Annotated in this window: 20 protein-coding genes; 9 read left to right on the top strand and 11 right to left on the bottom strand. The window is 67.1% G+C overall.

Annotated features, from left to right (window positions below):
* The first annotated feature begins 12 nt into the window (after positions 1–12).
* The 4 genes from pabB to msrA all read left to right on the top strand — a co-directional run bounded on the left by pabB (position 13) and on the right by msrA (position 4,068).
* Positions 13–1,788 carry an aminodeoxychorismate synthase component I gene (gene pabB / locus ACNI3Q_RS06015; protein WP_426274863.1) on the top strand — a complete coding sequence of 592 codons (1,776 nt, stop codon included), beginning with the start codon at positions 13–15 and terminating at the stop codon, positions 1,786–1,788.
* Positions 1,789–1,836: 48 nt separating this feature from the next.
* Positions 1,837–3,036, top strand: coding sequence for a pyridoxal phosphate-dependent aminotransferase (locus ACNI3Q_RS06010; protein WP_426274861.1), 1,200 nt, complete (start codon positions 1,837–1,839; stop codon positions 3,034–3,036).
* Positions 3,037–3,193: 157 nt separating this feature from the next.
* A complete protein-coding gene (locus tag ACNI3Q_RS06005; RefSeq protein WP_260020830.1) occupies positions 3,194–3,340 on the top strand; it encodes a hypothetical protein in 147 nt (48 codons plus the stop codon).
* 65 nt (positions 3,341–3,405) lie between these two features.
* Positions 3,406–4,068, top strand: a complete 663-nt coding sequence (msrA, locus tag ACNI3Q_RS06000) for a peptide-methionine (S)-S-oxide reductase MsrA (protein ID WP_426274858.1) — start codon at positions 3,406–3,408, stop codon at positions 4,066–4,068.
* Between the two features lie 13 nt (positions 4,069–4,081).
* Here the strand turns inward: msrA and ACNI3Q_RS05995 are convergent, their stop codons facing one another.
* Positions 4,082–4,486, bottom strand: a complete 405-nt coding sequence (locus ACNI3Q_RS05995) for a DUF1489 family protein (protein ID WP_426274856.1) — start codon at positions 4,484–4,486, stop codon at positions 4,082–4,084.
* 32 nt (positions 4,487–4,518) lie between these two features.
* Complete coding sequence (mgtE, locus tag ACNI3Q_RS05990) at positions 4,519–5,925, bottom strand: magnesium transporter (protein WP_426274854.1); 1,407 nt, start codon at positions 5,923–5,925, stop codon at positions 4,519–4,521.
* Between the two features lie 177 nt (positions 5,926–6,102).
* Here mgtE and ACNI3Q_RS05985 point away from each other — a divergent pair, with 177 nt between their 5' ends.
* A complete protein-coding gene (locus tag ACNI3Q_RS05985) occupies positions 6,103–6,558 on the top strand; it encodes a peptidylprolyl isomerase (RefSeq protein WP_260020825.1) in 456 nt (151 codons plus the stop codon).
* Between the two features lie 101 nt (positions 6,559–6,659).
* Here ACNI3Q_RS05985 and ACNI3Q_RS05980 read toward each other — a convergent pair whose 3' ends face one another.
* Complete coding sequence (locus ACNI3Q_RS05980; RefSeq protein ID WP_426274852.1) at positions 6,660–7,544, bottom strand: LysR substrate-binding domain-containing protein; 885 nt, start codon at positions 7,542–7,544, stop codon at positions 6,660–6,662.
* Between the two features lie 305 nt (positions 7,545–7,849).
* On the opposite strand from ACNI3Q_RS05980, the gene ACNI3Q_RS05975 reads away from it, so the two are divergent.
* Positions 7,850–10,138 carry a CDC48 family AAA ATPase gene (locus ACNI3Q_RS05975; RefSeq protein ID WP_426274850.1) on the top strand — a complete coding sequence of 763 codons (2,289 nt, stop codon included), beginning with the start codon at positions 7,850–7,852 and terminating at the stop codon, positions 10,136–10,138.
* A gap of 3 nt (positions 10,139–10,141) precedes the next feature.
* Here the strand turns inward: ACNI3Q_RS05975 and ACNI3Q_RS05970 are convergent, their stop codons facing one another.
* Both ACNI3Q_RS05970 and ACNI3Q_RS05965 read right to left on the bottom strand, forming a co-directional pair.
* Positions 10,142–11,422, bottom strand: coding sequence for an MFS transporter (locus ACNI3Q_RS05970; protein WP_426274848.1), 1,281 nt, complete (start codon positions 11,420–11,422; stop codon positions 10,142–10,144).
* Positions 11,419–11,739 carry an antibiotic biosynthesis monooxygenase gene (locus tag ACNI3Q_RS05965; protein WP_426274846.1) on the bottom strand — a complete coding sequence of 107 codons (321 nt, stop codon included), beginning with the start codon at positions 11,737–11,739 and terminating at the stop codon, positions 11,419–11,421. Before ACNI3Q_RS05965 ends, ACNI3Q_RS05970 begins: the two co-directional genes overlap by 4 nt.
* An 83-nt stretch (positions 11,740–11,822) precedes the next feature.
* Here ACNI3Q_RS05965 and msrB point away from each other — a divergent pair, with 83 nt between their 5' ends.
* Positions 11,823–12,224: a peptide-methionine (R)-S-oxide reductase MsrB gene (gene msrB, locus ACNI3Q_RS05960; RefSeq protein WP_426274844.1), complete on the top strand. Its 402-nt coding sequence runs from the start codon at positions 11,823–11,825 to the stop codon at positions 12,222–12,224.
* Between the two features lie 63 nt (positions 12,225–12,287).
* The gene (locus ACNI3Q_RS05955) at positions 12,288–14,441 is read left to right on the top strand and encodes a transglycosylase domain-containing protein (protein ID WP_426274842.1); all 2,154 of its coding nucleotides are present in this window, start codon (positions 12,288–12,290) and stop codon (positions 14,439–14,441) included.
* A gap of 3 nt (positions 14,442–14,444) precedes the next feature.
* Here the strand turns inward: ACNI3Q_RS05955 and ACNI3Q_RS05950 are convergent, their stop codons facing one another.
* The 3 genes from ACNI3Q_RS05950 to ACNI3Q_RS05940 are packed head-to-tail and all read right to left on the bottom strand — an operon-like array spanning position 14,445 to position 16,131.
* Positions 14,445–15,113: a M48 family metallopeptidase gene (locus ACNI3Q_RS05950; protein ID WP_426274840.1), complete on the bottom strand. Its 669-nt coding sequence runs from the start codon at positions 15,111–15,113 to the stop codon at positions 14,445–14,447.
* Positions 15,110–15,556: a YcgN family cysteine cluster protein gene (locus ACNI3Q_RS05945; RefSeq protein ID WP_426274838.1), complete on the bottom strand. Its 447-nt coding sequence runs from the start codon at positions 15,554–15,556 to the stop codon at positions 15,110–15,112. Before ACNI3Q_RS05945 ends, ACNI3Q_RS05950 begins: the two co-directional genes overlap by 4 nt.
* Entirely contained in the window at positions 15,544–16,131 is a 588-nt protein-coding gene (locus ACNI3Q_RS05940) for an SCO family protein (protein ID WP_426274836.1), read from the bottom strand. The genes ACNI3Q_RS05945 and ACNI3Q_RS05940 overlap by 13 nt, the downstream gene beginning before the upstream one ends.
* A 64-nt stretch (positions 16,132–16,195) precedes the next feature.
* Here ACNI3Q_RS05940 and ACNI3Q_RS05935 point away from each other — a divergent pair, with 64 nt between their 5' ends.
* A complete protein-coding gene (locus ACNI3Q_RS05935; protein ID WP_426274833.1) occupies positions 16,196–16,795 on the top strand; it encodes an ankyrin repeat domain-containing protein in 600 nt (199 codons plus the stop codon).
* Between the two features lie 20 nt (positions 16,796–16,815).
* Here the strand turns inward: ACNI3Q_RS05935 and ACNI3Q_RS05930 are convergent, their stop codons facing one another.
* The 3 genes from ACNI3Q_RS05930 to ACNI3Q_RS05920 all read right to left on the bottom strand — a co-directional run bounded on the left by ACNI3Q_RS05930 (position 16,816) and on the right by ACNI3Q_RS05920 (position 18,543).
* On the bottom strand, positions 16,816–17,319 hold the full coding sequence (locus tag ACNI3Q_RS05930; protein ID WP_426274831.1) for an MmcB family DNA repair protein: 504 nt from the start codon (positions 17,317–17,319) through the stop codon (positions 16,816–16,818).
* 50 nt (positions 17,320–17,369) lie between these two features.
* On the bottom strand, positions 17,370–18,044 hold the full coding sequence (locus ACNI3Q_RS05925; protein WP_426274830.1) for a cell wall hydrolase: 675 nt from the start codon (positions 18,042–18,044) through the stop codon (positions 17,370–17,372).
* A 163-nt stretch (positions 18,045–18,207) separates the two neighbouring features.
* Positions 18,208–18,543: a DUF1491 family protein gene (locus ACNI3Q_RS05920; protein WP_426274828.1), complete on the bottom strand. Its 336-nt coding sequence runs from the start codon at positions 18,541–18,543 to the stop codon at positions 18,208–18,210.

Here is an 18,543-nt window from a genome sequence, read left to right as displayed (position 1 = left end):
AAGCGGGAGCGGATGATGGTTGATCGCACCCAGCCCTTCGTCCTTGCCGACGACGCGCGACCGGGCGGCCGGACCGTGCTGTACCGGCGGCCGGTGCGGACCGTGACGGCGCGGGATGCGGACGGGCTGGCCGCGGCGCTGGATGCGCTGACCACTGCCAGCGCCAGCGGACTGCATGCCGCCGGGTTCATCAGTTACGAGGCGGGCCATGCGCTGGAGCCGCGACTGGCCCCGCTGATGCGCGAACCTGCGGGCGGACTGCCGCTGATGTGGTTCGGGGTGTTCGAGGCGGCGGAGCCGGTCGATCCCGCCGCGGTGTTGCCCGATCCGGCCGGTGCGTGGATCGGCGCGGCCCGGCCGGGGATTTCGCGCGCCGCCTATCTGACCGCGTTCGACACGGTGCAGGCCGCGATCCGTGCGGGCGACATCTATCAGGCGAACCTGACCTTTCCCGCCACGGTGCCGGTCGCCGGGGACCCGATGGCGATCTATGCCAAGCTGCGCGCCCGGTCGCTGGCCGGGCATGGCGCGCTGGTGTGGACCGGCACCGACTGGCTGATCAGCCTGTCGCCGGAGCTGTTCTTTGCCAGCACGGGCCGCTCGATCACCGTCCGCCCGATGAAGGGCACCGCCCCGCGCGGGGCCGATGCGGATGCGGACCGGGCGACAGCGGCGGCGTTGCAGGCGGATGCCAAGCAACGGGCCGAAAACCTGATGATCGTTGACCTGATGCGCAACGACCTGTCGCGCGTGGCCGTGGCCGGATCGGTGCAGGTCCCCGCCCTGTACACCGTCGAACCCTATCCCACGGTGCATCAGATGGTGTCCACCGTCACCGCGACGCTGGATGCGGGGACGGATGCGGTGGGGGTGCTGCGCGCGCTGTTTCCCTGCGGATCGGTGACCGGCGCGCCAAAGATCCGGGCGATGGAAGTGATCCATGACGTGGAGGCGGGACCGCGCGGTGCCTACACCGGGGCGATCGGCAGCATTGCGCCGGGCGGCGATGCGACGTTCAACGTGGCGATCCGCACCCTGCACCTGAAACCGGGAGAGGCGACCGCGAGCCTGGGCCTGGGGTCGGGGATCGTCGCCGATTCGGTGGGCGGCGAGGAATGGGACGAATGCCTGACCAAGGCACGGTTCCTGACGGCGGGCGAGCGGCCGGTGGACCTGATCGAGACGATGGCGTTCCTGCCCGAACACGGCATCCTGCGGCTGGACCATCATTTGCACCGGATGCGGGAAAGCGCGCGGGCGCTGGGCCATGCGTTCGACCGGCACGAGGCGCGCAACGCGTTGCAGGCGGCGACCTTTCGCCTGGACGGGCCAGCGCGGGTGCGGCTGGTGCTGGGCGCAAGCGGCGCGATCGCCATCGAAACCGGGCCCATGCCCCCTGCCCCGACCGAGCCGGTCAGTGTTGCCATCGTGCCGCGCAAAGTCGCGCCAGACGACTTTCGGTTGCGGCACAAGACCAGCGACCGGGCGCTGTACGACGATCCCCGCCGCGCGGCGGGCACGTTGGAGGTGCTGTTCGCCGATGCCGATGGCCAGTTGAGCGAGGGCAGTTTCACCAGCCTGTTCGTGCCGATGCCGGATGGCCGCTATGCGACGCCGCCGCTGGCCGCAGGGCTGTTGCCGGGCGTGTTGCGGACCGCGATGATCGAGGCGGGCGAGGCGGTGGAACGGCCGCTGACCGCCGCTGATCTGGCGCAAGGATTTTGCGTCGGAAACAGCCTGCGCGGCCTAATTGTTGCGCGGCTGGTTGCGGAAGCGGACCGCGGCTGATAAGCGCGCGCCGCCCCGTTCCCTCTTGATCAACGTCAGGCCAGACCGATGAAGCCCTCTGCAGCGCTCAACCGCATCCAGCCCTCGCCCACGCTCGCCGTCACCTCGCGCGTGCTGGAGCTGAAGCGCGAGGGCGTCGACGTGATCGGCCTGGGCGCGGGCGAGCCGGATTTCGACACCCCCGACTTCATCAAGGAAGCCGGGATGGAGGCGATCCGCCAGAACAAGACCCGGTACACCAATGTCGATGGCACCGCCGAGCTGAAGGACGCCATCGTCGCCAAGTTCAAGCGCGACAACGGCCTGACCTATGCGCCCAACCAGATCAGCGTGAACGTGGGCGGCAAGCATACGCTGTTCAACGCGCTGGTCGCGACGATCGATGCGGGCGACGAGGTGGTGATCCCGGCCCCCTATTGGGTCAGCTATCCCGATGTCGTGCAGTTTGCGGGCGGCACGCCGGTGTTCGTGTCCGCCGGTGCCGACCAGCAGTACAAGATGAAGCCGGAGCAGCTGGAAGCGGCGATCACGCAGAAGACCAAATGGGTCATCCTGAATTCCCCGTCCAACCCGACGGGCGCGGGCTATACCGCCGACGAGCTGCGCGCGCTGGGTCAGGTGCTGGACCGGCATCCCCATGTCTGGATCCTGGCCGACGATATGTACGAACACATCGTCTATGACGGATTCCAATTTGCGACGATCGCCGAGGTGTGTCCGCAGCTTTATGACCGCACGCTGATCCTGAACGGTTGTTCCAAGGCCTATTCGATGACCGGGTGGCGCATCGGATTTGCAGCGGGCGCGCCGTGGCTGATCAAGGCGATGGCCAAGCTGCAGTCGCAATCGACCAGCAATCCCTGCTCCATCGCCCAGGCGGCGGCGACGGCGGCGCTGACCGGGGACCAGTCGTTCCTGGCCGAACGCAATGCCGCGTTCCAGAAGCGCCGCGACCTGGTGGTCGCCATGCTGAATGACACGCCCGGGTTCACCTGTCCGGTGCCGGAGGGTGCATTCTATGTCTATCCCGACATTTCGGGCGTGATCGGCAAGTCGACGCCGGGCGGGCAGCGGATCGAGACGGATGAACAGTTCATCGCCTATCTGCTCGACGATTACCGTGTGGCGGCGGTGCAGGGCGCGGCATTCGGCCTCTCCCCGGCATTCCGCATCAGCTATGCCACGTCGGGCGATGTGCTGAAGGAAGCGTGCAGCCGGATTCAGGACGCGGTGTCCAAACTGCGCTGATCCGGCCCGCGCGAAACGCTTTGTTTCGCACCCGAAAGACGAAATTCGCGGGAATCTGACTTGTCCGTACATCCGGCAGTCACGATCTGCCGTATATCCGATCAGGGCTGGCGCCGATGGGTGCGCAGCAGCCGACGAAACAGAGTATAGGTGAGTTATGCGCCGCTTGCTGGCCAGTGGGTTCACGCACAAGTTTCTTGCCGGCTTTGCGCTGGGCGCGGTGCTCGTGCTGGGCGTACAGCAGGGCATCGATCTGGACCCGTCGATCCCGCAGGCCGCGGCTGAAACCACAAGCGCGCGCTGAACGAACCTGTTGTCGACAGGGTCGCGCGTTGCAATGATGCCGCCGATCCGCCGGAGACAGGCATGATGAACCGCTGGACCCTTCCCCTCGCCCTGTCCGGGGCAGCCCTTGCCGCCGTGACGCTGATCCCCGTCGCCGGCCATGCCGAGCGCGCCGTGCCGATCCCGGCCCCGGCGGCGGACGTGCCGCGCGCGGCGGGATTGCAGACGGCGGTGCTGGCCGGTGGCTGCTTCTGGGGCATGGAAGCGGTGTTCGAACAGGTGAAGGGCGTGAAGGACGTCGTCAGCGGCTATGCCGGCGGCACAAAGGCGACCGCGACCTATCAGCAGGTGCTGACCGAGACGACGGGCCATGCCGAGGCGATCCGCGTCACCTATGATCCGGCGGTGGTCAGTTACGGCACGCTGCTGCGCGTCTATTTTTCGGTCGCGCATGATCCGACGCAGCTGAACCGGCAGGGGCCGGATGCCGGGCCAAGCTATCGCAGCGCGATCTTTCCGCAGAATGCGCAGCAGCAGCGTGTTGCCGCCGCCTATATCCAGCAACTGGGCAAGACCAATGCCTGGGGCAAGCCGATCGTGACCAAGATCGAGCGCGGGCAGTTCTATCCCGCCGAGGCCTATCACCAGGATTTCGCCAGGCGGAACCCCAATCACGGCTATATTGTGCGGTGGGACAAGCCCAAGGTAGCCGCGTTCAAGGCAGGATTTCCGTCGCTGGCGCGGTGACGCCCGCTGACGCTCAGATCAGGCCGAGGCCCGCCAGTTCGCCGACCAGCGTGGTGGGCATCGCGTCCAGTCCCGCGGCATTGCCGCCGCCCATGTCGGGCGGGGCATCCGCCCCCTCCAGATAGCGCCAGCCCTGATGCGCGCGTTTCGGCGCGGGCTGGATGCGGACCAGCGGCAGGCCGATCAGGATGTTGACGCGCCCGCCCTCTGCCTCTGCAAAGCCCAGGATCGGGTTGCGGGCGACAAGCTGATGCTTGATGATCCAGAACAGCGATCCCTGGCCCGCAATCTCTTCGTGCCGTTTGGGCAGATAGCGCGTGGTCAGCCCGATGGGGCCGGTGCCGCGCACGTTCAGCCGGTCGATCAGATGGTCAAGGCTGGCCGCGCCGAACGCGACCTTGGTCAGGTGAAGGGGCATGGCCGCCATCTGGGGATGGCGGGGCGGCCCGATCAAGCCCCCAGCGGCAACAGCGCGGTGGCAAGGCCCAGAAAGACGAGAAAGCCCATCGAATCGGTCGTCATCGTGACAAAGATCGACGAGGCGATGGCCGGATCGGCCCGGTACCGTTCCAGGGTCAGCGGCACGATCACGCCCGCCGCCCCGGCAATGACGATGTTGCCCAGCATCGCCATGGCGATGACGACGCCCAGCAGGCTGTTGTGGAACAGGATGGCGACGGCAAAGCCGATGATCCCGGCCACGCTGGCCCCGTTCAGCACGGCGATGGACATTTCCCGCTTTACCGCGCGCCAGGTGTTGGACGAGGTGAGCTGATTCATCGCCAGCGCGCGCACCGTCACGGCCAGCGTCTGAGTGCCCGCATTGCCGCCCAGCCCGGCAACGATGGGCATCAGCACGGCAAGTTGCCACATCCCGTCGATCGCATCGCCGAACAGATAGATGATCGTGGACGCGACACTGGCCGTGACCAGATTGGCTAGCAGCCAGCGCACGCGGCCGCGATAGCTGTCCAGCACGGGCTGGTTGATGTCGCCCTCGCCCGCGCCGGACAGGCGCAGAATATCCTCGCCCGCCTCTTCGGAAATGATGTGGACCACATCGTCGACGGTGATCATCCCGACCAGCCGGCCGCTGCCATCGACCACGGCGGCGGAGATGAGGCCATATTTCTGAAACCGGAGCGCGACCTCTTCCTGATCCATGTCCACGGGAATCAGCGTCTGTTCGCGCTTCATCACGTCAGCGATCGAGACGGAGCGCGGGGCGCGCAGCACCCAGGACAGGTGACAGGTGCCAACCGGATGATGCGCCGGATCGACGACGAACACTTCCCAGAAATCGGTGGTCAGATGCTCGTCCGCGCGCAGGAAATCGAGCACATTGCCGACCGACCAGTGTTCCGGCACCGCGATCAGTTCGCGCTGCATCAGGCGGCCGGCGGATTCCTCAGGGTAAGACAGCGCCTCTTCGATGGCGGCGCGGTCGTCGGGATCCAGCGCGCGCAGCACGGCGCGCTGATCCTCTTCCGTCATGTCCTCGATAATCGCGACGGCATCGTCGGTATCGAGTTCGGCGGCCAGATCGGCGACTTGGGACGCGGTCAGCGCCTCGATCAGTTCGTCGCGGACCCAGTCGTTGAGTTCGGCCAGCACGTCGCCGTCGATCAGCCCGTGAATGGCCGAGGCAAGCGCTGCGCGCTGATCCGCAGGGGTCAGTTCAATGAGGTCGGCAATGTCGGCGGGGTGAAGCGGTTCGACCCGTTCGCGCGCGGTTTCCTCGTCCCCCGCCTCGACCGCGTCCAGCACGGCGCGGACGAATTCGGGTTTCAGCCGGTCATCCTCGTCCAGTTCCCGGCCATCGGTTTCGATGCCGTCGGGAAGTTCGGTCTCGCTCATGCCGGCCTCCCTTGCTGTCGGTGCCCTGCCGACCCCTAGCTGTTGCAGTGCACTGTGCCAATCGCGCTGATCGCCCCTGCGGTAACGCCCCTTTCCCGTATTTGCCAGCATGGCGGACGGGCGGTATGGCCACAGCCATCAGCCACCCCCCTTTCTGTAGCAGGAGTATCCCCGTTCATGTCCGAAACCTTTTCCAAGCTCGTCCTGACGCTCGACACGGGCGAAGTGACGATCCGTCTGCGCCCCGACCTGGCCCCGGCACATGTCCAGCAGATCGGCGAGCTGGCCAATGAAGGGTTTTATGACGGGGTGGTGTTCCACCGCGTGATCGCCGATTTTATGGCGCAGGGCGGCGATCCGTCCGGCCGCGGTATCGGCGGGTCGAGCCGGCCGAACCTGAAGGCGGAATTTAACGCCGAACCGCATGTGCGCGGCACCTGTTCGATGGCGCGCACCGCCGATCCGAACAGCGCGAACAGCCAGTTCTTCATCTGCTTCACCGACCTGCCGTTCCTGGACCGGCAATATACCGTGTGGGGCGAGGTGACCGACGGCATGGACGCGGTCGATGCGCTGCCCAAGGGCGAGCCGCCGGCCAATCCGGGGAAGATCGTCACCGCCCGCGCGAGCTGATCGGTTGGCGGCACCAGCCCGCTCCCCCACCCCACCACCCATCGACAGGATATTCTGAAATGGGTGGCGGGGTGGGGGAGCGGGCTGGTGCCGGACTTAAATCAGACCGCGCCCAGCGCCTCGATCAGCCAGTCGTGAAAAATCCGCACCGGCCGCTGATTGAGCGCGCGCGGGCGACACACGAACCAGTAGCTGTACGCACTGTCGACATCGATATCGAACAGCTTGACCAGCCGATCGTCGCGCGCATCGGCATAATGGCTTTCCAGCATGAAGGCGACGCCGATGCCCTGGGCCGCGGCCTCCAACATCAGCGAGCCTGAATCGAAATGATCGACCGCCATCGGCACCAGTTCGTCCAGCCCCGCCGCCTGGCGCCATTCGACAAAGGTATCCGGCATGTCGCGGTGGACCAGCACGGTATGCCGTGAAAGCTGGCGCGGTTCGACCAGCGGATTCGGCCCGTCGACCAGACTGCGCGCGCCGATGACATGCACCTTGTTCCGGTCCAGCCGGCGGGCATAGAAGGCCGGTTCCACCATCGGGGCCAGGATGATCGCCACATCGATCCCGTCGCCCAGCCGCGCCAGGCTGTGCCCGCCGGTATCCATATCCAGATGCAGTTGCGGATAACGGGCGCGCAGGGCCGGCATTTTCGGGATCAACCGCTGTGCGGCGAACAGCGGAAGGACGTTGAGGCGCAGGCGCATCACCTCTGTCCCGCTCATCATCGTTTCGACGGCATCGGACAATCGGTCGATGGCAGGCGCGATCTGCGCCAGCAGGCGTTCGCCGTCGTCGTTCAGCCGCAGCGCCTGATGCCGTCGTTCGAACAGCGGCCGGCCGACAAAGCGTTCCAGCGCCTGAACCCGGCGGCTGAGCGCGGGCGAGGACAGCGACAATTCCTCTGCCGCCGCCTTCAGCGAACCCAGCCGCGCGACCTGCACAAAGGCTTCGATCGCGGTCAGGGGCGGCAGGCGTCGCATTGCATCATATTGCGGTGCATCATAGCGGCTTGCAAGAGGCAGAAACCGTGCGATCGTTACGGGGTCAGCCGCGCAATCCCGCGGTTCCCGGCATCAGTTGCAGAAAATGCAACAAAGCGTGATCATTTCGCACTTGCACAATCGCGTGCTGCATTGCACACAGGATGGGCCTTTCAGGCATCCTCTCCTAAACTTTTCCGGCCGATCCGCATGACGGGTCGGCCATTTTTTTTGCCCTGCCCTCCCGGTACGTCGGCGCTTTTCCTATCTGGACCGTTCTACAGGCGAACGGAGGACAATCGCGCATGGCCGATGAGGAAAAGCCGGTGCACCGGTTGCAGGTGGCGCACGCCCGTGCGGAGGATAGCGGCCGTGGCCTGGCCCACCTGCCACGCGCGCTGATGGCGACGCTGGCCCTGGCCGAAGGCGATGTGATCGAGATTGTCGGCAAGCGCGCGACCCCGGCCCGCGCCGTCTATCCCTATCCCGAGGATGAGGGGCTGGCGATCCTGCGCATCGACGGGTTGCAGCGCGCCAATGCGGGCGTCGGTTCGGGCGATTTCGTCGAGATCCGCAAGGCGGAGAGCAAGGCCGCGACTCGCGTCGTGCTGGCCCCCGCGCAACAGAATCTGCGGCTGCAGGGGTCGAGCCAGGCGCTGAAGCGCACCTTTTTCGGGCGGCCGCTGTGCCAGGGCGATATCGTGGCGACGGTCGGCCAGCAGCGCGTGTCCGACATTCCGCCACAAGTGGCGCAGCATCTGCGCGCGCCCGCCTACGCGCTTCAGGAAATCCGCCTGTCGGTGATCGCGACCACGCCGCGCGGCGTGGTGCATATCGATCAGGACACGGAAATCGAACTGCGCCCCGATTATGAGGAGCCGGCGGACGCGCGCCGGGCCGACGTCACCTATGACGATATCGGCGGCATGGGACCGACCATCGACCAGCTGCGCGAGATGGTCGAGCTGCCCCTTCGATATCCGGAGTTGTTCCAGCGGCTGGGCGTCGATCCGCCCAAGGGCGTGCTGCTGCACGGGCCGCCGGGCACGGGCAAGACGCGGCTGGCCCGCGCCGTCGCCAACGAATCGGATGCGCAATTCTTTCTGATCAACGGGCCGGAGATCATGGGTTCGGCCTATGGCGAATCGGAAAGCCGCCTGCGTCAGGTGTTCGAGGAAGCGGCCAAGGCATCGCCGAGCATCGTGTTCATCGACGAGATCGATTCGATCGCGCCCAAGCGGGACCGCGTGTCTGGCGAGGCGGAAAAGCGGCTGGTCGCGCAGCTGCTGACCCTGATGGACGGGCTGGAGGCGCGGGCCAATGTCGTCGTGATCGCGGCCACCAACCGGCCCGATGCGATTGACGAGGCGCTGCGCCGGCCGGGCCGGTTCGACCGCGAGATCATCGTCGGCGTGCCGGACGAGGCGGGGCGGCGCGAGATTTTCGGCATCCATACGCGCGGCATGCCGCTGGATACCAATGTCGACCTGGACGAACTGGCGCGCACGACATTCGGCTTTGTCGGGGCGGACATTGCCGCGCTGACGCGGGAAGCGGCGATCGAGGCGGTGCGGCGGATCATGCCGCGCCTGAACCTGGCCGAACAGACCATCCCGCCCGAGGTGCTGGACAGCCTGTGCGTCGAGCGGCGCGATTTCGTCGAGGCGCTGAAGCGGGTGCAGCCAAGCGCGATGCGCGAGGTGATGGTGCAGGCGCCGACCATCCGCTGGGACGATATCGGCGGGCTGGACGATGCGCAGATGCGGTTGAAGGAGGGGGTCGAGCTGCCGATGCGCGATCCCATGGCGTTCCGGCGGCTGGGCATCCGCCCGGCCAAGGGATTCCTGCTCTATGGCCCGCCCGGCACCGGCAAGACATTGCTGGCCAAGGCGGTAGCGCGGGAGGCCGAGGCGAATTTCATCGCGACCAAATCGAGCGATCTGCTGAGCAAATGGTATGGCGAGAGCGAGCAGCAGATCGCCCGGCTGTTCGCGCGGGCGCGGCAGGTGGCGCCGTGCGTCATCTTTATCGACGAGCTCGATTCGCTGGTCCCCGCGCGCGGCGGCGGCATGGGCGAGCCGCAAGTGACGGAGCGGGTGGTCAACACCATCCTGGCCGAGATGGACGGGCTGGAGGAATTGCAGTCGGTCGTCCTGATCGGGGCGACGAACCGCCCGAACCTGATCGATCCTGCGCTGCTGCGGCCGGGGCGGTTCGACGAGCTGATCTATGTCGGCGTGCCGGATCAGGCCGGGCGCGCGCGCATCCTGAAGATCCAGACGGAAAAGATGCCGCTGGCCGATGACGTCGACCTGGACGACATTGCCCGGCGGACGCCGCAATATACCGGCGCGGACCTGGAGGATGTGGTGCGGCGTGCGGGCCTGATCGCGCTGCGCGAGCGGCTGGATGCGGTGGCGGTGACGGCGGCGCATTTCGATGCGGCCATCGGCGAATCGCGCGCATCGGTGACGCCGGACATGGAAGAGGAATATCGCGCCATGTCCGACCGGCTGAAACAGGGGGCGATGGCGATCCAGCCGATCGGGTTCATCGCGCCCGGCATGGTCGAGGGGCGCGGGCCAAAGGGGTAGGCGCTAACCCCGGCGGAACCGGGTGAGCGCATAGCCCAGCAACAGGATCAGCGCGGCGGCCGCAACGCCATAGGGCAGCGGCCGCCACAGCTCGTACATCGCCACCCCGACCGAAGGGCCAAGGACAAAGGCCGCGCCGTTGATCGACGTGATCTTGCCCGCCACCGACCCCTGTGCCGACGCGCCCACGGCCAGCGATGCCCCGGCGGTGAAGCCCGGACGGACAAAACCAAATCCCATCGAGGCGAGCGCAAAGCCGGTGGCGATGGGATAAAGGCCATTGGCCAGCGCAATCCACGCACAGCCAATGGCCGCCAGCAGGCAGCCCCACAGCACCAGCGCGCGGGGCGACAGGTTGAGGATGGGGATGATCCCCCATTGCACCAGCAGCGCAGCCCCGGCCCCCATCATCAGGACGATGCCGGTCGGTTCCAGCGCCGCCGAAGGTGCCAGCGCCAGCCGGTCGATGATCAGGAAGCCGATGGCCTGCCCCGCCATTGCCTGGGCATGGCCGGCGACCAGGCCGATGATCGTCCAGATGCGGATGCGCGGATCGAAATAGCCGACCTGTTCCCCCGCATCGGCCAGCGCGGCGGTGACGGCCGCGCCCGAGCTTTGCCCGCCGATGCTGGGATAGCTGTTGGCCGCGCCCTTTGCCGCGGGATCGCCCATCCCCTGAACCGGCAGCAGGCGCATGACCGTCAGCCCGACGATCGCGCCGACCAGCGCGAACATGAATGCCGGACCGGAAAGGCCGATTTCCACGCCGCCGACGGACCCGAGCACCAGATAGGGCGCAAAGGCCGGACCCAGGATGGTGCCAAGGCCGAAGGCGGAACCGATCAGGGCGAGCGCGCGGGTGCGATCCGCGCGGCTGGTGCGCGAAGCGACGATGGCCTGCACCGCCGGCGGGGCCGCCGCGCCGAACATCCCGTAGATCAGCCGCCCGCCGACAAAGAAGACAAAGGCGGTGACCGGCGCGATCCAGCCGTTGATCCCGGCCATCAGGAACAGGCCGCAGACCAGGATCGAGGCGGTAAAGCCCCAGATGCCGAGCAGCACCATCGCGCGGCGCCCCTGCAAGTCGGCCCGCCGCGCCCAGAAGGGCGCAGCCACCACCCAGAGCAACGCCGAGACGGAAAAGGCCGCCGCAACCGCACTGTCCGCCACACCCAGCGAGCGGCCGAGCGCGGGCAGCACGGATTGCAGCGCGGTATTCCCCGCCGCGATGACCAGCATCACGGCGAACAGCAGCGCGAAATCGCGGTCGACACGGCCGTTCATGCGCGCGCCCACGCATAGCTGCGCTCGACGCGGGTGACGTGCAGGCGATAGGCGCGATACCAGCGATCCCGCCCGGCATCGCGCATCGCGGCATGATCGGGATGGTCGCGCCAGGCGATGGCAGCGGCGTCATCGGCCCAGTAGCTGATCGTGACCGAGCGCCCCTGGCCATCGGACAGGTGATCGACCCCGCAATAGCCCGGCTGCCGGGCAGCGAGCCGGTCCATCGCATCGGCCGCCGCCGCATAGCCCGCCGGATCGTCGCCCGTCCGTTCGGACAGGAAGATGACCGCGATCTGGCCCTTGCGGCTCTGCATGGCCGTGCGATGAACCCGTCCACGTCTGAATTCAAGTCGCATGACCAATTGACGTCACCCGCCCGCCACCACACATCGGGCATATGGAAAAACTGATCCTGTCCGATGCCGAATGGCGCGATCGCCTGTCCCCCGCTGCCTATCAGGTGCTGCGCCAGGCGGGGACCGAGCGGGCCTTTGCCGGTGCGCTGACCGACAACAAGGGCGATGGCATCTATCTCTGTGCCGGGTGCGGCCAGCCCTTGTTCGACAGCGCCGACAAATATGACAGCGGATCGGGCTGGCCCAGCTTTACCCAGCCGATCACCGAGGATGCGCTGACCAATCATCGCGACACCAGCCATGGCATGGTGCGGGTGGAATGCGTCTGTGCGCGGTGCGACGGTCATCAGGGCCATGTGTTCCCCGATGGCCCGCCGCCCACGGGCCTGCGCTACTGCATCAACTCCATCGCACTGGAATTCCGGCCGCGCGACGCGGACTGACGCCATGGTGCCCGAAAGGGCGCTTGTTTGCCGCCCGCGCGCGGCCTATTCACCGCGTCATCCATGGTAAAGCGCAAGACATCGGCAAATCCTTCCCGCTGGCGGCGGATCTTGCTGTGGGCGGTCGGCATCGGTGCGGCCATCGGCATTGCCGCGCTGATCGCGCTGATCATCGCCGTTTATTCCGCACGGGCATCGCTGCCGAGTTACGAGGCGCTGAAATCTTCGCCCAACGGCCAGATGATCCGCGTGCGCGCGGCGGACGGATCGGTGATCCTGTCGCTTGGTCCCAGCTATGGCGAATGGATCCCGCACGACCAGATCCCGCGCCCGATGCGCGAGGCGATGATCGCGGTGGAGGATCGCCGGTTCGAAAACCATCCCGGCGTCGATCCGGTCGCACTGGCGCGCATCGCCAAATTCGCCTGGGACAATTGGGGCAATGGCCGCCGGTTGCAGGGCGCGTCCACCATCACGCAGCAGGTCGCGCGGACGATATTCCTGTCCAACAAATATGATGTCAGCCGCAAGTTGCAGGAAATGGTGCTGGCGTTGGCGCTGGAGCGCAAGTTCAGCAAGGAACAGATCCTGGAGCTGTACCTGAACAAGGTGTATTTCGGCGGCGGCGCCTATGGCATCGATGCAGCGTCGCGGCGGTTCTTTGGCCATCCCGCCACCGAATTGTCGCTGGGCGAGGCGGCGGTCATTGCCGGGCTGGTCAAGGCGCCGTCGCGTTATTCCCCGTCCGCCGATGCAGAGGCGGCGGTGGGCCGGGCCGGGGTTGTCCTCGACCTGATGGTCGAAACCGGCGCGATCAGCCAGGCAGAGGCCAATGCGACCACGCCCAGCGAGGTGCGGCTGATTCCGCAGCCGCGCGAGAACAGCGTGCGCTATTTCACCGACTGGGCGTTGCCGCAGCTCGAACTGCTGATCGACGAGCGCGAGGCGCCGCTGGAGGTGTGGACGACCATCGACCTGAACATGCAGCGCGCGGCGGACGAAGCGATCGACCGCAACGTGCCCCGCGGGGCGCAGGGGGCGCTGGTCTCGCTCGATTCGGACGGGGCGGTACGGGCGATGGTCGGCGGCACCGATTACGTCGCCTCCATCTACAACCGCGCGACCCAGGCGCAGCGGCAATCGGGTTCGGCGTTCAAGCTGTTCGTCTATCTTGCCGCGCTGGAGGCGGGGTACAAGCCCGACGACATGGTGGTCGACGAACCCGTCACCATCAACGGATGGAGCCCGCGCAACAGCAATGGCCGGTTTGTCGGCGACGTCACGCTGCGCACCGCCTTTGCCTATTCGCTGAACACCATCGCTGCCAAGCTGGGCGAGGAAGTCGGCTTTGGCACCGTGGCGGACATGGCCCGACGGTTCGGGGTTACGTCGCCGATCAATACCCAGCCCGCCATGGTGCTGGGCACCGCCGACGTGCGCCTGATCGACATGACGCGGGCCTTTGCATCGGTGGCGCAAAACGGCGTGGCCGTCGCCCCCTATGGCATTACGCGGGTGACCGCGAACGGCGTCACCATCTATTCCCAGGAAGTGGATACGTCGCGCGTGCTGGTCGCCCCGTTCGTCGCGGCACAGATGACCGACCTGTTGCAGACGGCGGTCAATACCGGCACCGGCAAGGCAGCGCAGATCGGCCGGCCGGTGGCGGGCAAGACCGGGACGACCAGTTCCAACAAGGACGGCTGGTTCCTGGGCTTTTCCAGCGGGCTGACCACCGGGGTGTGGATGGGCCGCGACGATGCGCGCGCCGTCAACGGGTTGCAGGGGGGGACGGCGCCCGCCCGCGCCTTTGCCGCATTCATGAAGCCCGCCGTTGCCAACCGGCCCGTCGTCCCCTTTGCCACCGAAGTGACCCTGCCCGAATGGCAGACCGAGCCGGATGCCGAATCCTATTACGGATCGCCGGACAATGGCGCGTTCGTGGATGAGGACGGCAATCCGGTGGGCGAGGGTGCCGGGTCCGGCTATCCCGGCGACGACCGGCAGCCCGGCCCGCAGCCCGACGAGAGCTTTGACGATTTCCTGGACCGGGCGACCAAGGGGACGGGCGGGGAACAGCGCCCCGCGCGCGAACCCGCGCCAGGTCCGCAGCGCACCATCACGACCGTGCCGACACCGCAGCCGCAGCAGCCCCGCTATCGCGAGCCGCCGCCGGTCGCCCGTCCGACGCAGCGCCCGCCGACGGGCGAGGAATGACGATCAGGCCGTAATCCGGTGCAGGTCCCGCCCGTTGCGGCGCAGCCAGGCCATGGCCGGGGCGGGGTCCGTGCCGTACAGCGCCTCCCACGCCCGGTGAAAGGCGGGGCCGTGATTCATGTGCAGGCGATGCGCCACCTCGTGCGCGGCAACCGCGCGGCGCACATCGGGCGGGGCGAGGATCAGCCGCCAGCTGTAGCGGATCATGCCGCTGGACGCACAGCTGCCCCAGCGGCGGCGGGGATCGCCGATGCCGACCCCGGCGACATGGACGCCCGCCCGCGCGGCATAATCGGCGGTATCCTCGCTCAGCCGGAGCAAGGCGCGATCCTGTAGCCAGCGGAGCACGCGCGCGCCGGTCCGGTCGGACGGGCCGCCACAGGCAAGCACGCCGCCCGCCAGTTCCGGGGCATGGCGGCGCGGTCCGGTCCAGCGGATGATCACCTCTGCGCCTTCGACCATCAGCTGGCTGCCATCGGCGAGGGGTACCGCCCCCTGTACCCGGGCCTGCTGGGCGGCAATCCAGCCCTGCTGCCCCTGTGCCCAGGCGAGCGCCGGTGCCAGGGCGGCGCGCGGGGGCAGGGTGAGGGTCACTGTGCCGTCGAGCGGATCGACCGCCAGCTTCATGCGCCGGGCACGGGGATGGCGCCGCACCTGAATGGCGGCGGTCACAGTTCGCGATCGACCAGATGATGTTCGAGATCGCCGACATCCATTTCGGACACCGTCCAGCCACGCGTCGATTCGCCGGCGCGGTGCACCGCCTCCCGATCGCCGCAGACCAGATAATGCCATTCCGGCAGCGGTTCCCCCGCCGCGCGCAGGCGATAGGCGCAGGTGCGGGGCAGCCATTCGATGCGATCGACATTGGCCGCGCTCAGCCGCACACATTCGGGCACATAGGCGCGGCGATTGCGATAATCGGTGCACTGTCCCTGTTTACGGTCGAGCAGCTTGCACGCGACATTGGTGGCGTAGAGGACGCCGCTATCCTCGTCCTCCAGCTTGTGCAGGCAGCATTTGCCGCAGCCGTCGCACAGCGCCTCCCACTGCGCGCGGTCAAGCTGGTCGAGCGGCCGGTCTTCCCAGAAGCGGTCGCCGGTCATTTCACCCATTTGCCCAGCTCGTCCGCCACGGCCTGACCCGATTGTTCGGCGGGCAGCAGCGCAATCGGCTTGCCGTCCGGGCCCATCAGATAGGCGATGTTGGTGTGGCTCATCAGATAATCCTTCGCCTTGGGATCCCCTTCCTTCGAATAGATGGCGGCATAGCTTTTGGCGACGGCGGCGATCTGTTCCGGCGTCCCGGTCAGCCCGACGACGCTGTCGCCGAAATTGGCGGCGAATTTGCCCACCACTTCGGGCGTATCGCGGGCGGGGTCGATCGAAATGAAGATGGGGACGACACGCGCGGCGGCATCCGGATCCGCCTTTGCCAACAGCTTCACCCCCTGACCGATATTGGCCATGTCGACCGGGCAGACATCGGGGCAATAGGTATAGCCGAAATAGACGATGCGGTATTTGCCCGCGAAATCCGTGTCGCGCACGGTGCGGCCGTCAGCGCCGGTCAGGGCAAAGGGGCCGCCGATCCTGGCCCCTTCCAGCGGGGGGGACTGGCTGGGCTGGCTGCACGCGGCAAGGCCGAGGGCGAAGGCGAACAGGGCGGTGCGAAACGGGGCTTGATTCATGGTGCGATCAGCCATGATCTGATAGGGACGCGAACTCAAGGTCATCGGTTGAGAGTCTGAATAGATGCGTTGGATCCATTTCGCCGCCCCGGTCATGGTGGCGATCGCGGCTGCCGCCCCCGTTGCCGCACAGCAAACGTCGAAAAGCCATCAGTTTCTGGAAGCCGTGCGCGAGGGCGAGCTGGGCAAGGTCCGCGAAATCCTGGGCGAGCCGGGCCAGCGGGTCATCGACACGCGCGACCGGTCGACGGGTGAAGCCGGGCTGCACATCGCGGTCAAGAAGCGCAATCTGCTGTTCGTCCGGCTGTTGCTGGCCAATGGCGGCAATCCGAACGTGCCGGACGGGCAGGGCAACACGGCCGCGATGCTGGCGGTGGAGCAGAACTTTCCCGAGGCGATCGACGTGCTGGTCCGGTACAAGGCCAATTTCAATCAGAGCAATGCCCGCGGCGAAACGCCGCTGATCCGGGCGGTGCAGCTGCGCAATGTCGACATGGTTCGCACGTTGCTGGCGGCGGGGGCCGATCCGGACAAGACCGACAATATGTCGGGCAGCTCTGCGCGCGATTATGCCAAGGGCGATTCGCGCAACCCGGTGCTGTTGCGGCTGATCGAAACCGCGACCAAGCCCAAGGCGGCGGTGGTTTCCGGCCCGACCGGCTGATCCGGGACGGGCAGGGGCGATCACCCCAGCGTTTCGACGGCCGGGGCGTCCGGATCGATCAGCGCGGTGACGCGCCGGGCCGCCCGGCGGGCAAAGCCGAGCGTCAATTTCTTGCGCGTGGCAGCCGCCAGCGGCACGCTGTGCGCCTCTCTTACAATGGCGGCGCCATAACGGTCGGCCACGATGATGCCGGTGCGTTCGGGCAGGAACGCATCGCCCATCAGCGGCGACAGATCGAAACCGGCAGGCACGGCCCAGTAGAACCGGTCGCAACAGCAGAGGTAATCCGGCCATTTCCCGTCGCCGAGCAGATCGGCCCGGCTGACCTTGATCTCGACGATCACGATGCCGCCCCGCGAATCCACCGCCATCAGATCGGCACGCCGCCCGCCGGGCAGCGAAACCTCACCCAGCGTCGCCAGATCGTGATTGAGGAACAGCCGCGTCACACCGCGAGCAACCCCGGCCGCCAACGGGGGGTCGGCGGCCGGAGTGTCTGTCAGGGGCGACGATACGCTACGCATCGCCGATGACTAGAACAAAATTGGAACACTGACCAGAGGTCAGCGATTGATCAGCGATAAAAGACGTGATTGCCGACCGATCCGAGCCGCGCCAGACGCCAGCCCGGCGACACGGTGCGGGCATGGAAATAGAGCGCGCCGGGCATCGGATTGGCCCAATGATCGTCGGTCGCCACCTGTGCCACGGCGACGGCGGTGCGCCAGCTGCGGCTGTCGGTGTTGACGCTGGGCATCCGGCCGCCGCGCACGAACGAAAACTGGCCCGGCTGGGTCAGCACGCTGCACACATTGCGGGGGAACCGGCCCGATTCGGTGCGGTTCAGGATGACCTTGGCAACGGCAAGCTGGCCGGACAGCGGCTCGCCCTTTGCCTCGAAATAGATGCCGGTGGCCAGGCAGCGCAGCTCTTCGTCCAGATCGCGGGGCGTTTCCTGCGATGCAACGGCTGCGGCCAGCGTGTCGAAGGACAGATCGTCGGCGCCGTCGGTGGCATCATCGGCATCGGCGGCGTCCGAAGCGGGCATTTCGGCCGGCAGGGGCTGCACGATTTCGGCAGAAGGGCCCATCATGGGCACAGCTTCGCGGGAAAGACTGCCCGTCACGGGCAGGGGTTTGTCCACGACGGCTTCCGGAGTGACGGCCCGGCCGGGGACTGAGGCACCACCCAGAACTGCGGTGCCGAGGAGGAGCGCGGACGAGATCGCCGCGCGGGCAGAAAAGGACATTCGAAACTGTCAATGTGCGGTGAGAGCGCGTGCTTCGCATTGTTCCGTTCACCGGAACCACGAAACCGGGCAAGCCCCCCGACTGCGTCACTGGCGGTATCGCACCCCGGCCAGCACAACGCGAATTCATTGCGCGGGCCTATCCATTTCGCACTGCGGAATGTCAACCCGACAGAATTGTTTCAGCGGCGAACCGTTCCGCCTGCGCGACATCCACCTCGACCACCCACAGGTCGGGATCGTTTCGCCGCCGTCGCTGCCAATATTCGGCAAGCGCCGAATCATCGGCATCGGCCGGGCCGCTGGCGATGGCCGCGGGATTTCCCGTGGCATCGAGGCCGCGTTCGAAACATTGCCAGCCCGCGCCGCGATCGCCCGCGATGATGAGCAGCGCGCCGGCGGTTTCGTCGCCGCGCGCCAGCACCATCGCCGATCCGCCAGCGGCATGTACCCGGCGGACCAGCGCCTGGACGCGGAACTGGGCGGTCAGCCGGGCCAT

Source organism: Sphingomonas eleionomae, from assembly GCF_049889035.1.
Classification (GTDB): Bacteria; Pseudomonadota; Alphaproteobacteria; order Sphingomonadales; family Sphingomonadaceae; genus Sphingomonas.
Note: the sequence above shows the minus strand (reverse complement) of the source record. Positions and strands in the feature narration are given on the sequence as shown.